This is a genomic window from Marinobacter sp. CA1 (assembly GCF_020546665.1).
Classification (GTDB): domain Bacteria; phylum Pseudomonadota; class Gammaproteobacteria; order Pseudomonadales; family Oleiphilaceae; genus Marinobacter; species Marinobacter xestospongiae.
This window is the reverse complement of the sequence record NZ_CP071785.1, coordinates 2940629-2953723: the sequence shown is the minus strand read 5'-3', so window position 1 is coordinate 2953723 and position 13095 is coordinate 2940629. Positions and strand designations below refer to the sequence as shown.

12 protein-coding genes are annotated in these 13095 nt (G+C 62.2%); 1 reads left to right on the top strand and 11 read right to left on the bottom strand.

What is annotated here, in order from left to right; translation table 11 throughout:
• Position 1: 1 nt before the first annotated feature.
• From rdgC to J2887_RS13435, 8 genes are all read right to left on the bottom strand, one after another.
• Positions 2–931, bottom strand: coding sequence for a recombination-associated protein RdgC (gene rdgC, locus J2887_RS13470; protein ID WP_227171626.1), 930 nt, complete (start codon positions 929–931; stop codon positions 2–4).
• A gap of 130 nt (positions 932–1061) precedes the next feature.
• Positions 1062–1262 carry a DUF2788 domain-containing protein gene (locus J2887_RS13465; RefSeq protein ID WP_227171625.1) on the bottom strand — a complete coding sequence of 67 codons (201 nt, stop codon included), beginning with the start codon at positions 1260–1262 and terminating at the stop codon, positions 1062–1064.
• A gap of 41 nt (positions 1263–1303) precedes the next feature.
• On the bottom strand, positions 1304–2074 hold the full coding sequence (gene yaaA, locus J2887_RS13460; protein WP_227171624.1) for a peroxide stress protein YaaA: 771 nt from the start codon (positions 2072–2074) through the stop codon (positions 1304–1306).
• A gap of 37 nt (positions 2075–2111) precedes the next feature.
• The gene (locus J2887_RS13455; RefSeq protein ID WP_227171623.1) at positions 2112–2348 is read right to left on the bottom strand and encodes a glutaredoxin family protein; all 237 of its coding nucleotides are present in this window, start codon (positions 2346–2348) and stop codon (positions 2112–2114) included.
• 13 nt (positions 2349–2361) lie between these two features.
• A complete protein-coding gene (locus J2887_RS13450; protein WP_227171622.1) occupies positions 2362–3114 on the bottom strand; it encodes a YciK family oxidoreductase in 753 nt (250 codons plus the stop codon).
• Between the two features lie 61 nt (positions 3115–3175).
• Positions 3176–3841, bottom strand: a complete 666-nt coding sequence (locus J2887_RS13445) for an HAD family hydrolase (RefSeq protein WP_227171621.1) — start codon at positions 3839–3841, stop codon at positions 3176–3178.
• Positions 3838–4587, bottom strand: a complete 750-nt coding sequence (ubiG, locus tag J2887_RS13440; protein ID WP_227171620.1) for a bifunctional 2-polyprenyl-6-hydroxyphenol methylase/3-demethylubiquinol 3-O-methyltransferase UbiG — start codon at positions 4585–4587, stop codon at positions 3838–3840. The genes J2887_RS13445 and ubiG overlap by 4 nt, the downstream gene beginning before the upstream one ends.
• 51 nt (positions 4588–4638) lie before the next feature.
• Positions 4639–5997: a TRZ/ATZ family hydrolase gene (locus tag J2887_RS13435; protein WP_227171619.1), complete on the bottom strand. Its 1359-nt coding sequence runs from the start codon at positions 5995–5997 to the stop codon at positions 4639–4641.
• Between the two features lie 405 nt (positions 5998–6402).
• Between J2887_RS13435 and mtnA the strand changes: the two genes are divergently transcribed.
• Entirely contained in the window at positions 6403–7509 is a 1107-nt protein-coding gene (gene mtnA / locus J2887_RS13430) for an S-methyl-5-thioribose-1-phosphate isomerase (protein WP_227171618.1), read from the top strand.
• Between the two features lie 67 nt (positions 7510–7576).
• On the opposite strand, the gene J2887_RS13425 is transcribed toward mtnA, so the two are convergent.
• The 3 genes from J2887_RS13425 to J2887_RS13415 all read right to left on the bottom strand — a co-directional run bounded on the left by J2887_RS13425 (position 7577) and on the right by J2887_RS13415 (position 13072).
• Complete coding sequence (locus J2887_RS13425) at positions 7577–8356, bottom strand: helix-turn-helix domain-containing protein (RefSeq protein WP_227171617.1); 780 nt, start codon at positions 8354–8356, stop codon at positions 7577–7579.
• A gap of 20 nt (positions 8357–8376) precedes the next feature.
• Positions 8377–10551 (bottom strand): carboxy terminal-processing peptidase, encoded by a 2175-nt coding sequence (locus J2887_RS13420; protein WP_227176128.1) that lies wholly within the window; start codon positions 10549–10551, stop codon positions 8377–8379.
• A 370-nt stretch (positions 10552–10921) separates the two neighbouring features.
• Complete coding sequence (locus tag J2887_RS13415; protein WP_227171616.1) at positions 10922–13072, bottom strand: 3-hydroxyacyl-CoA dehydrogenase NAD-binding domain-containing protein; 2151 nt, start codon at positions 13070–13072, stop codon at positions 10922–10924.
• Positions 13073–13095 lie beyond the last annotated feature (23 nt).

Sequence of the window (13095 nt, the reverse complement as noted above, 5' to 3'; positions counted from 1 at the left end):
TTTACTCCGATTCGATGATCGCGGAGCGGTCCTCGCCACCAAGGGCCTCGAGAAGGCCCGGCACCAGCCGTGAAACCTCCAGGGTCATCAGCGAGAAGGCGGCGTCAAAGCGGGCCACGGCGTCGTCGGCTTCCACGTCGTCGAGCTTTTCCTGCAGGGTATCGCCAAACTTGAGCCGGCGGATGCCCAGTTCTTCGTCGAGGATAAAGGACAGGCTGTCCTCCCAGGTCAGGGCCAGTTTGGTGACCTGCATACCGGCGTCGAGATGGCTGCGAATCTCATCCCCCTGCAGGTCCAGGCCCTTGCAGCGCACCACGCCACCGTCTTCGGACGGGTCCTTGAGTTCGCATTCGTCGCCCAGTGTCAGGGTGGCAGGCAGATCGATACTTTCAGTGAGCCAGCCGGTGAGGGTAAAGGCCGGTGCCTGTTCTACCGCCGGCGGCCGCACCGGCAGTGAGCCCAGGCTCTTGCGCAGGAACGAGGCCAGATCCTCCGCCTGTTTGGCGGAACTGGCATCCACCACCAGCAGACCGTCCTGGGGCGCCAGGTAGGCGTAGCAACGACGGTTCTTGGAGAATGCCCGGGGCAGCATTTCCAGGGTGACCTGTTCCTTGATTTCGTCTTTTTCCTTGCGGCGGACCTTGCGGTGCTGTTCCGCTTCGATCACCTCCACCCGCTCTTCCACCAGCTCCTTGATCACCGGCCCTGGCAGCAGCTTCTCTTCTTTGCGCAGGGTAATCAGGTGATAGCCGCCGGCGCTGTGGACCAGCTGATCGCCGTGCTTGCCCAGGGGCGCAACCCAGCCCTGGCGGGAAATCTCCTGGGGGCCGCAGGGTTGAAAGGCGTCGGCCTGCAACTGCTCTTCCAGCGACTCGGCGCTGATCTCAAAAGGTTTGCTGAAACGGTATACACGGGCGTTACGAAACCACATGGTATCGGGTCCTCATCGGTCTGGCGGCCGAGCCGCAACCGGGGTTGGCCGGTAGCTGGGTTGGCAAATTTACTGGGGGGAGGATGATACGGCCACCACCGGTGACCGTAAAGGGAAAGGAAAAAGCTAACTATAGATTCATGACTTCGACCAGCACGGTCTTGATCAGAAAGCCCATGACGCCGGTGCCGAGCACAATGAACAGGGCGATGGTGCCGAAACGGCCGGCCTGGGATTTCTTGGCCAGATCCCAGACGATGAAGCCCATCCAGCCGATCAGGCCGGTCAGCATCACCACCATGGCGATCTGGGAGAATACTGCTTCACTCATGTAGTCACCTTTTGCACGCTAAGCTCTGAAACATCAAAGGGTCAGTCTTCCTTGCGCAGGAATACCCAGTTGTTCTGATCCGACTGTTCCTCACTGAAACGGTAACCCTCGAGGTCGAAGCCTTTGAGGTCCTCCGCCTGGCGGATGCGGTTCTGGATGGCGTAGCGGCACATCAGACCGCGGGCCTTCTTGGCGTAGAAACTGATCATCTTGTACTGGCCGTTCTTCCAGTCCTTGAACTGGGGCGTGACCAGGCGGCCGTCGAGGGCTTTCTTGCGAATGCTCTTGAAGTACTCGTTGGAGGCCAGGTTGACCAGTACGCCGTCATCGGCTGCCAGCAGGCGGTTCACTTCCTCGGTCAGTTGGTCTCCCCAGAAGGCATAGAGATCCTTGCCGCGCCGGTTCTCGAACCGGGTGCCCATTTCCAGGCGATAGGGCTGCATCAGGTCCAGCGGTCGCAGCAGGCCGTAGAGGCCGGACAGCATTCGCAGGTGATCCTGGGCAAAGTCGAAATCGTCGTCGCTGAACGTTTCCGCCTGCAGCCCGGTGTAAACGTCGCCCTTGAAGGCGAGGACCGCCTGGCGGGCGTTATCGGGAGTGAATGGCAGTTGCCAGTTGCGGAAACGCTCGGCATTGAGCTGGCCGAGTTTGTCGCTGATGTGCATCAGGTTACTGACCTGATGGGGCTCCAGTTCCTTGAGCTGATCGATCAGTTCGCAGGCGTCGTCGAGAAAGTCCGGCTGGGTATGGCGATCGGTGGCCAGTGGGCTGTCGTAGTCCAGGGTCTTGGCCGGGGAAATAACCATCAACATGGGAAACAGAGTCCTCAATCGTTCGGTAGCGTGGGCGTCAGGATTGCAGGAAGGTGATCAACTGGGCCTGGTTGAAGGGCCAGCCCAGCTCGGCGCCGGTGTCACTGCGCTGGAGCACCGGAATGCGGGTGCCATAGCGCGTCACCAGCTCGGCGGATTCGGCGATGTCCACCACCTCCACCGGGATCGGACCCGGCAGCGGGGTGGCCACCAGCAGCGCTTCGGCCTGCTCGCACAGGTGGCACTGGGCAGTTGTGTAGAACGTGATTTCCATGGGCGATCTGGTGTTACGGCTTGGGCTGGGCGTCCAGCTGCTGGCCGTTGACGCCCTTGCTGTCCGCACCCATCAGGTAAAGATAGATCGGCATCAGCTCTTCCGGTGCCGGGTTCTTTTGGGGGCTTTCCGCCGGGTAGGCGTGGGCTCGCATGTTGGTGCGGGTGGCGCCGGGGTTCAGGCTGTTGACGCGGACGTTGTGGCGTTCATCGTCAAGCTCATCGGACAGCAGCTGGCTGAGCCCTTCCAGTGCAAACTTGGACACTGCGTAGGCCCCCCAGTAGGCCTTGGCCTGACGACCCACACCGGAGGAGGTGAAAATCACCGAGGCGCCGTCGGACTGGCGCAGCAGTGGAATCAATGCCCGGGTCAGCAGGAAGGGGGCGGTGGCGTTCACCTGCATTACCCGGTTCCAGGTTTCCGGATCGTACAGTTCCACCGGGCTGCGGGTGCCGAGGATGGCGGCGTTGTGGAGGATGCCGTCAAGGCGCCCGAAGGTTTCCTCGATGGTCATCGCCATCTCTTCGTATTCCTTGACCGCCGCGCCCTCCAGATTCATCGGAACGATGGCGGGTTGCGGGTAACCGGCAGCCTCGATCTCGTCGTAGAGCTCCTCAAGTTTCGAGGTAGTGCGGCCCAGCAGGATGACGGTGGCGCCGTGGGCGGCGTAGGCCAGGGCGGCGGCCCGGCCAATGCCACTGCCGGCGCCGGTTACCAGGATGACTCGATCCTTCAGCAGGTCAGCCGGCGCTTGGTAGTCGTGCATAGAGGGTCTCCGTGGTCGGAATTCGGTGAAGCGGGCCGTCCGGTCAACGTCCCACCGTCAATCAGCGGTATTGTATCAGCTTTGCAAGCTCGTCGACCGTGGCGGCCACCTCGTCGGCTTGCCAGAGATCAACCTCCTCAGGCTGCTCGATATAGCCATAACGCACGGCAATGGTGGTCATACCGGCGTTGCGGCCCGCCTCGATGTCGCGACGGTGGTCGCCTACGTAAATGCCGTGATCCGGCACCACGTTCAGTTGGCGACAGGCCAACAGTATCGACTCCGGATGGGGCTTGCGCTGGCTGACGTGGTCGGGGCAGACCACCGCGGCGCAGCGGTCATCCAGCGCCAGGGCTGCTAGCAGGGGGGTGGTGAAGCGGGCGGGCTTGTTGGTGACGATGCCCCAGGGGATGCCTTCCCCCTCCAGCCAGACCAGCAGTTCCTCCATGCCGGGGAACAGGGTCGTTTCCTCGGCGACACCGTCCTCGTAGAGGTCCAGGAACGCGCTGTGGTGTTCCAGATAGTCTTGATCATCGGGGCCAAGCCCAAAGCCCACGTCGATCATTGCCCGAGCACCGTTGGAGACCGAGCGGCGGATCTGCTCCGCCGGCAGCGCGGGGAGCCCCCGCTGCTGACGCAGCAGATTGAGGCAGCGGATAAAATCCGGCGCGGTGTCGATCAGGGTGCCGTCCAGGTCGAACAGCACCGTGGACGGCCGGCGGCTCACGCCGAGGCCTCCGGGTTGTTGCTGTCGGCAGCGGGATCGCGCGGGTCGACGGCGTGCATCAGATAGTTGACGTCGACATCCCGTCCCAGGCGGTAGCTTTTGGTGATCGGGTTGTAGGTCATGCCGGTGAGATCACGGATCTCCAGACCAGCGTGGCGGAGGTGGTCGGACATCTCGGATGGCCGGATGAACTTACGCCATTCGTGGGTGCCCTTGGGCAGCATGTTGAGGACGTACTCGGCGCCCACAATCGCAAACAGGAACGACTTCGGGTTGCGATTGATGGTGGAGACGAACAGGTGGCCGCGGGGCTTGAGCATGGCGGCGCAGGCCCGAATCACCGAGTCCGGCTGGGGCACGTGCTCCAGCATTTCCAGACAGGTGACCACATCGTACTGGCCGGCATGGGCAGGATCGGCGGCCAGTTCCTCCACCGTGATGCGCTGGTAGTCAACCTTGACGCCGCTCTCCAGGCCATGGAGTTTGGCCACCGACAGGGGCGCCTCGCCCATGTCGATGCCGGTCACGTGGGCGCCGTGCCGAGCCATGCCTTCGGAAAGCAGGCCACCACCACAACCAACATCCAACACTTTCTTGCCGGCCAGTTGCGCTTTCTGGTCAATGTAATTGAGGCGCAGCGGGTTGATGTCGTGCAACGGCTTGAACTCGCTGCCGGGGTCCCACCAGCGGCTGGCCAGGGCTTCAAACTTGGCGACTTCGTTGCGGTCTACGTTCTGATTGGTCATGGTCGATTCCAGTCGGGCGATCGGGCCGGGGCCGCGATTCGGATAGCGGTGTCAGCCGGTCTGGCCGGAGCGTATGGTGTCAGCCCAGGCCTGGACCTTGAACATCAGGTCCGGGACATCGATCCGGGTTAACCGGCCATCCTGAACCTGAGGTACGCCATTGATCCAGCTATGGCTCACCTGGCGGCTGTGGTTACTGTATACGAGATGTGAAGCCGGGTCATACACTGGCTGCAGGAACGGATCGCCCAGGTCGACGGCGATCAGATCCGCACGTTTGCCGGCAACCAGTGAGCCCAGTTCGTGGTCCCGCCCCAGCGCCTTGGCGCCATTCAGGGTGGCCATGGCCAGGGCCTGGTGGGCGGACAGTGCGGCGGCGTCATCCGCCACCACCTTGGCGAGCATGGCGGCGGTGCGGATTTCGCCGAACAGATCCAGATCGTTATTGCTGGCGGCACCGTCGGTACCGATGGTGACGTTGACACCAGCCTGACGCAGGCGTTCGGTCGGGCAAAGCCCGCTGGCCAGTTTGAGGTTGGATTCCGGGCAATGAACCACGTGGGCGCCAGACTCCCGGAGCAGGCGAACGTCCGTATCGTCGATCTGGGTCATGTGTACGCACTGGAGCCCCGGGCCCAGCAGCCCCAGTTCCGCCAAGCGCTCGGTCGGTCGTCGACCGGTCTTGGCCAGTGCGTCGGAAACCTCAAAGGCGGTTTCGTGAAGATGGATCTGAATGGCCACCTGTTTGTCCTGAGCCAGCGCCAGGCACTGTCTCAGGGGCTCATCCGAAACGGTGTAAGGGGCGTGGGGACCGATGGCCGGGGCGACGTAGTCGTCGCCCTGCCAGCGCTCAATCAGTGCGGTGCCTTTCGCCAGGTAGTCGTCAGGACCGCTGCCCCACATGGTGGGAAAATCCAGCAGCGGGAAGCATACCTGGGCGCGGATGCCGGTATCGTGGGCGAGTTCCGCCACCACCTCGGGAAAGAAGTACATGTCTGAGAAGGTGGTGGTGCCGGTACGCAGCATTTCGGCGATAGCCAGCCGGGTGCCGTCGAAGATAAAGGACTCGTCCACATAGCGGCCCTCGGCGGGCCAGATGTGGTCGTTGAGCCAGGTCATCAGCGGCAGGTCATCCGCCAGCCCCCGAAACAGCGACATGGCGGCGTGGCCGTGAAGGTTGATCAGCCCCGGCATCACCACGTGGCTGTCCAGGCGGATGGTTTCCTTGGCGCGGTACCCGGTGTCGGCGTCCTGCTGGGGAATCACCGCGGCAATGCGATCACCCTGAATCAGCACGGCGTGATGTTCCAGCACCACACCGGCCGGCTCGATGGGGATTACCCAGCGGGCGTCGATGCGCAGATCGGCGGCATGGATGGTTTTGGGGGAGACTCCGGAGTCTGACGTCATTGCATACCCTTTTGTTGTCGCGTGCCGGCCGAGTTCACCGTGGCCTGTCCGTCATCAGGCTGGAAAGTATAACGGTCGCGGGGAATGGCCTCCAGCCTGGTGTCCCGTCTGGTTGATTCGTTGACTTACTGCTTGTCTCTGAGGGTTCTGACCAAGGCGCCGCTGTGCCGATGTGGTGGTTCCACATCAAACAGTGGCAACATAGGCTCAGAGCCCTCAGAGACAAGCCCTTAGGGAACCACTGACAACCCGAATAGCGTCGTTGTACTGTCTCGATTTGGAACCACCAAACCTTCACCAGTACGCCTAGCTCTTCGGGTTGTCAGTGGCTCAGTAAGTCAACGAATCAACCAGACGGGACACTAGCGTATACTGACGGCTTTCCCCCAGAGCTGGAGTTTGCCCATGTCCGAATTCAATCCCGCCTTGGCCCTCGCTTCCCAGGGCGGTGCGCAGAGCGATGCCCAGAACCGTACTCTGGGTACCGTGGCCATCCGCTGGTTTGGTGATCGCCTGGAACTGCTGGATCAGCGTCTGTTGCCGGGACAGGAGCAGTGGCTGAGCCTGGCTTCCGCCGTCGAGGTGGCCAGCTGTATCCGTGACATGGTGGTGCGTGGTGCACCGGCCATCGGCATCAGCGCGGCCTATGGCATGGCGTTGGCCGCGCAACAGGCGCGGGCGGACCAGTGGCGCCACGACCTGGCCGAGGCATCGCGGGTACTGGCGGCGTCACGCCCGACCGCCGTTAATCTGTTCTGGGCCTTGAAGCGGATTGCCACCGTACTGGATGACTGTGAGGATCTGGCCGCCGCCCGGGCACGGTTGACCGAGACCGCCGAGGCCATCCATCGGGAAGATCTGGCCGCGAACCTGGCGATGGCGGATCACGCCCTTTCGGTGATGGCGGAGGAGGCTCCGTTCTCAGTACTCACACACTGCAACACCGGTGCCCTGGCGACCGGAGGCTACGGTACCGCGCTGGGGGTGATTCGTCGCCTTCATGAGTGTGGCCGGCTGCAACGGGTGTACGCCGATGAAACCCGTCCCTGGCTTCAGGGCAGTCGGCTGACCGCCTGGGAGCTGACCCGCGATGGCATTCCGGTCACGCTCAATGCCGATGGGGCTGCCGCCTGGGTCCTGGCCCGGGGGGACGTCCGCTGGGTGGTGGTGGGCGCTGACCGCATTACCGCCAATGGCGACGTCGCCAACAAGATTGGCACCTACAGCCTGGCGGTGCTGGCGCGCCATCACGGCGTGAAGTTTATGGTGGTGGCACCGTCGAGCACCGTGGACATGTCGTTGCAGTCCGGAGAATCGATTCCCATCGAAGAGCGCGGGGGCGATGAGGTCCGTCAGGTTCAGGGGCAGCCGCTGGCGCCAGCGCAGGTGGATGTGTTCAATCCGGTGTTTGACGTCACACCCGCGGGGCTGATTGATGCCATCGTTACCGAGAAGGGGGTGATCGAGCAGCCTGGCCCGACCGCCATGGCGGCGGTATTCGGGGCACACTGACCGGCGTTTGCTGAAAACGCCTCTTGGGAACTGCTTCAGGCGTCTGCTTTAAGGGGGCTTTTAGGGACTATTTTCCCGTCGGGGGCTCGTTGTTCTCGGACGGGTCTTCGCCGCCCTGAGCGTTCCGCCAGCGGGCCATTTCCTGTTCCTGCTCTTCGACAAAATGCAGTGACATCTCGAAACTCTGGCGGGTGAATTCCAGTACCTTCTGGAACCCCTCGTCGGAGAGGTTTCTGGCATCGTCGTGGCTGCGGAAAATGTTGATGAATTGGCGTTCCCGTTCGAACTGCAATGGCAGCCGGCCCACACCCCAGTCGTTCAGCAGTTGCCAGACTTCCGGATTGTAGGTGCGTGCGGTACGCAGGATGAATGGAATCGGGTCGTTACGGGCTACCAACGCGGCCAGTCGCAGAATCAGCTCGAACGACAGGGTGGCGGTGCCGTTTTCGATCGCCTCCAGCACCGACTTGTCCCGGAGGTTGAGGGCGTCGCTCATCTCGTTGAGGGTCAGCCCAAGCACCTGACGGATATCACTGAGGGACTGACCCGCTGCCAGCATCATGCGGAGCTGGTCCTGGGATTTCATCAGCGCCTTGCCGAGGCGGATGGAGGTATCGGTGGATCGGGAGGCAAAGCGCAGGGCCGAACCGGTGAGGCCTGCGAGCCGATCAAACAGGGAGTCTTCGTGGCTGGAGGCCGGCCCGGAACGATCCGGGCCGGTGGGGGGCGGTGACAGCGCTGGATCGTCCAGGCGCTCCACCTGTTCCATGGACGTCATGGCGTGCATGGCGTCCATCAGCAGGCTTTCGATGGCACGGGCCCGGTTCCGGCTGTCGTCTTTGGCCATGAGTCGGTTCCCCGAGCCGGTCAGTTGGCCTGGGCGGCTATGGTTTCCATGGCGCCAATGGAAGCCAGTCGGCGATCCAGTTCCAGCATGTCGGCCATGATGTGGCCCCCTTCGCGGAGGATGAAGTCGAGCTCGTCTTCCTGACCGTCCGGATCGGCAGCCTGGGCGGTTTGCCAGTCTTCCAGCTCCTCCAGGGTCTCGAACGTGCTTTCGCCCTGAATCTCCCGGCGGGCATTGGCGATGCGCAGGCGGGTATCCTCGATCTGCTGCAATTCAACCGCGCGCACGTCGGCATTCAGGCTGACGTAGTCCTGGGCGCGCTGCTCGGTGAGGAAGTCGATCTCCTGCTGCAGCAGCTGAAACTCCGGATCGGTGGCAAAACGCTCGTCGTGATTCTTGCGAAGCTGGTCAATGATTCCGCTGAAATCGAAGTAGCGGGTGTGGGGCACCGCCTCGATCTGGTCCCAGGGCAGGGCGTGATCAAGGGCGTCCTCACCGATGCGGGAGAAGTCGACGCGGGACGGAATCTCAATGTCCGGCACCACGCCCTTGTGCTGGGTGGAGCCCCCCGAAACCCGGTAAAACTTCGACTGGGTGATCTTGAGCTGGCCGTGGTTGAGCGGTCGCACGGCCTGTACGGTGCCCTTGCCAAAGGTCTGGGAGCCCACCACCAGGCCGCGGCCGTAGTCCTGGATGGCGCCGGCGAAAATCTCCGAGGCGGATGCGCTCATGCGATTGACCATAACCACCATGGGGCCGTCATAGGACACGGTCGGGTCCTGGTCGGTCAGCACCTGCACGTCGTTATTGGCGTTGCGGATCTGTACCGTCGGACCCTCATCAATGAACAGGCCCACCAGGTCGTTGGCCTCGTGCAGGGCGCCGCCGCCGTTGTTGCGCAGGTCCACCACCAATCCATCGATGCCGTCGTCTTCAAGCTCATCGATCAGCTGACGGACATCGCGGGTGGTGCTCTTGTAGTTGGGGTCGCCTTTCTGCATGGCCCGGAAATCGGCGTAAAAGGTGGGAATGGTGATCACACCGATACGGTAGTTGCTGCCGTCGCGCTGGAGCTGAATCACCTCGCTGCTGGCGCTTTGCTCCTCCAGCTTGACCTGGTCACGCTTGATGGCAATGGTGCGGGTCATGCTGTCATCGGAGGCGCTGGCGGGGATGACTTCCAGGGTGACCACGGAATTGCGCGGGCCACGGATCAGGTCCACCACCTCGTCCAGGCGCCAGCCGATGACGTTGACCGGGGTGTCTTCGTCTTCCTGGGTCACCGAGACAATGCGATCTGCCGGCTGCAACTGGCCCTGCTTGGAGGCCGGTCCACCGGGGACCAGGCGAACCACCTTGGTGTATTCGTTGTCGCCCTGCAACACGGCGCCGATGCCCTCAAGGGACAGGCTCATGTTGATGTTGAAGTTCTCCGAGGTGCGTGGCGAGAAGTAGGAGGTGTGCGGGTCCCACATGCCAGCGAAGGCGTTCATGTAGGCCTGGAAGGCGTCTTCACTGCGGGCCTGACGTGAGCGGTTGAGTTGGCTCTCGTAGCGACGCTTGAGACTCTTCTCGATGTCTTCATCGCTCTTGTCGGAAAGGCGCTGTGCCAGCACGGCGTTCTTGATACGCTTGCGCCAGAGTTCGTCGAGCTCTTGCTGATTGGCGACCCAGTTGGCCTCGGAGCGGTCCAGCAGCAGCGATTCGTCTCGGTCGAAGTCGAGCTGGTCAATGCCTTGATTCACCAGCTCGAGTGCGAACTCCAGCCGCTCGATCACACGTTGCTGCACGGTGTTGTAGATATCGAAACCCGGTTGCAGGCGACCGGTCTTGAGGGCTGCGCCCAGACCATAACGAAGGGGTTCAAAACGCTCCAGGTCTTGCTGGGTCAGATAGACCCGCTGACCATCCAGATAGTCGAGGTAGGCGTCGAAGACCTCACTCGACAGGCTGTCGTCGATGGACAGATCACGGAAGTGGGTGAACTGTAGCTGGCGGGCGATCAGAATGTTGGCGCGGGCCTGATCCACCGTCGGTGAGACGGGCTCATAACTGGCTTCGCGATCAATGCTGGCATGCAACGCCAGCGGGGCGATGCCGGTCATCAGTGCAATTGCCACGCCCCGTCCCAGTTTGCCCAGTCCTCCTGACCGGGTGTATCCGCGACGGGCTTTGCTACGTTCCGTAATCTTCATCATTGTAATTACCTGATTCTGGGGGTGGACCCCGCCGGGGAGCTTCCTTGACCGTTACGCTCCTGAGACTGTTTCAGATGCCACGCCACGACCCCGAGCGACAATCTTTGAAGACGCCTTTGGATACCCCCGGGATGTCCGCTGGCACCAGGCACAGACGGTTGGGGATATTCAAAGACCCTTCATTCATTGTAGGCAAGCGCCTACCCGGTTGCCATAGTCGACAACGGCTGTCAGGTGACAATCTGTACATCAATGGTGACGGTTGTCGCCGCCCCCGAGCATACAGAGAGATCTCGTGAAAACAAGGGGTTGCAAATTGGGGAGGGAAGGGGCCAGCTCCCCGGTCGGGAAGCTGGCAGGGATCAGATTACTTGAAGGGGGTGTTGGACTCGGCTTTCTCCACCAGCAGCGCCGGAGGGCTGAAGCGGTCGCCGTACTGGTCGGCCAGTTCGCGGGCCCGGTTGACGAAATCACGCAGGCCGTACTGGTTAATAAACTGAATGGCACCGCCGGTCCAGGGGGCGTAGCCAATGCCGAAGATGCTGCCGATGTTGGCGTCCTCGATCGAGCGCAGCACGTCCTCCTCCAGGCAGCGAACGGTTTCAATGGCCTGGATGAAGAGGATGCGGTCTTTCAGGTCCTGGAGCTGGACCTGAGGAGCCTTTTCCTGGTCGACGAACAGATTTTCCAGTTCCGGCCAGAGGAACTTCTTGCCTTTCTCCGGGTACTCGTAGAAGCCGGCACCGGCGGCCTTGCCCTTGCGGCCCTGGTTCTCGACCATCTGGTCGATCACGGCTTCCGCGGGGTGGGGAACCCAGGTGCCTCCGGCGGCCTCGGTGTCTTTGCGGCTTTGGGCACGAATGTGCTGCATCAGCGTCAGGCTGACCTCGTCGGAAATCGCCAGGGGCCCGACCGGCATGCCTGCCAGCACACCGGCATTCTCGATGCTGGACGGGTGAACGCCTTCCGCCAGCATGGCGATGCCCTCGTTGACGAAGGTGCCGAACACCCGCGAGGTGAAGAAACCACGGCTGTCGTTCACCACGATCGGGATCTTGCCGATCTGCAGCACATAGTCGAAGGCCCGGGCGAGGGTGTCGTCGGAGGTCTTTTCGCCCACGATGATCTCAACCAGTTGCATCTTGTCCACCGGTGAGAAAAAGTGCAGGCCAATGAAGTTCTCCGGCTTGCCGGAGGCCTCTGCCAACTGGGTGATGGGGATGGTGGAGGTGTTGGAAGCAAAGATGCCGTTGTCGGTGAGTCGAGGCTCAGCTTCCTGGGTAACCTTGGCTTTCAGGTCGCTGTCCTCGAACACGGCTTCGATGATCAGGTCACAGCCGGCCAGATCGTCGGCTGCGGCTGTCGCAGTGATTCGCGCCAGTACCTCCGCTTTCTGGTCTTCGGTCATCCGCTTGCGGCTGACTTTCTTGGCCAGCAACTGTTCAGAGTAGCTTTTGCCTTTCTCGGCGTTCTCCGCGGAGATGTCCTTCAGCACCACGTCGATGCCGCGGGTGGCGGTGGAGTAAGCAATTCCTGCACCCATCATACCGGCACCCAGAATGCCCACCTTGCTGAAGCGAGCCAGGTCGATGCCCTGGGGGCGGCTGCCTCCGGCCTTGATGGCGTTGAGCTGGAACCAGAAGGTGCCGGTCATGTTCTTGGCAACCTGGCCGATCACCAGTTCGGCGAAGTAGCGGGTTTCAATTCGGCTGCCATTGTCGAAGTCAACCTGGCAACCTTCTACCGCGGCCGACAGGATACGTTCCGGTGCCGGGTAACAGCCTTTGGTTTTCTGTTTCAGCATGGCCGGTGCGATGGCCAGTTTCTGGGCCATGGCCGGATGATGGGGGGCGCCGCCGGGCAGCTTGAAGCCTTTCTTGTCCCAGGGCTGCTGGCAGCTGGGATTGGCATCGATAAAGGCCCGCGCCTTGCTGATCAGCTCATCGGCGGAGGTGGCCAGGTCATCGACGATGCCCGCTTTAAGGGCCGCTTTGGGAGCCACTTTCTTGCCTTCCATCAGGTACGGGAAAGCCGCTTCCAGACCGATCATTCGCGGCAGACGCTGGGTGCCGCCACCGCCCGGGAGCAGGCCCAGGGTAACTTCTGGCAGACCCAGCTGGATGCGGTCATCGTCCAGCACGACCCGGTGGTGACAGGCCAGGGCGATTTCCAGTCCGCCGCCCAGGGCAGTACCGTTGATGGCGGCGACCACTGGTTTGCCGCAGGTTTCCAGTGCCCGCATGGAGCCCTTCAGTCCGTCCACCATGGCCTCGAATTCCCGGGCCTGGTCGCGGGTTACCTGGTGCAGTTCGTTGAGGTCGCCGCCGGCGAAGAAGGTCTTCTTGGCGGAGGCGATGATAATGCCGCGAATGCCTTCGAGATCAGCGCGGACACGCTCTACGGTCTCGGTCAGGGCGGTGCGGAACTCCGCGTTCATGGTATTGGCAGACTGGCCCGGCATGTCGATGGTCAGGGTGAGGATCTGGTCAGCACCCAAGTCGTAGCGAATAGCGCTCATAATCGGTTCTCCTGTCAGGTTCG